Here is a 298-nt window from a genome sequence, read left to right as displayed (position 1 = left end):
CCCGAGGCTTAACGCAGCCTCCCACGTCCTTCATCGGCTCCTGATGCCAAGGCATCCACCGTGTGCCCTAAAAAACTTGGCCACAAGATGCTCGCGTCCACTATGCAATTCACAAACAACAAACAGCGATCCAACCGGCCCGCCACCAGACCACCCCAACGCTCACGCGATGAGATGCGGTATGGCAGAAGCGGATCCCGCAGTTAGTCCAGAGGCACTCAGGCCCGAACAACAGGGCCACCACACTAGGCGATGACCCCGAAGACGGTCCGTTTCCTCAGGACCCAACAGTGTGCTC

The 298-nt window shown here is 59.1% G+C and carries 1 rRNA gene; it reads right to left on the bottom strand.

The annotated features are described in order from the left end of the window. Window positions 1-82, bottom strand: a 23S ribosomal RNA gene (locus QSK34_RS37670); the annotation flags it as partial. Window positions 83-298 lie beyond the last annotated feature (216 nt).

Origin of the sequence: Herbidospora sp. NBRC 101105, from assembly GCF_030269205.1 — a bacterium.
Classification (GTDB): domain Bacteria; phylum Actinomycetota; class Actinomycetes; order Streptosporangiales; family Streptosporangiaceae; genus Herbidospora; species Herbidospora solisilvae.
This window is presented reverse-complemented; position numbering and strand designations above follow the sequence as displayed.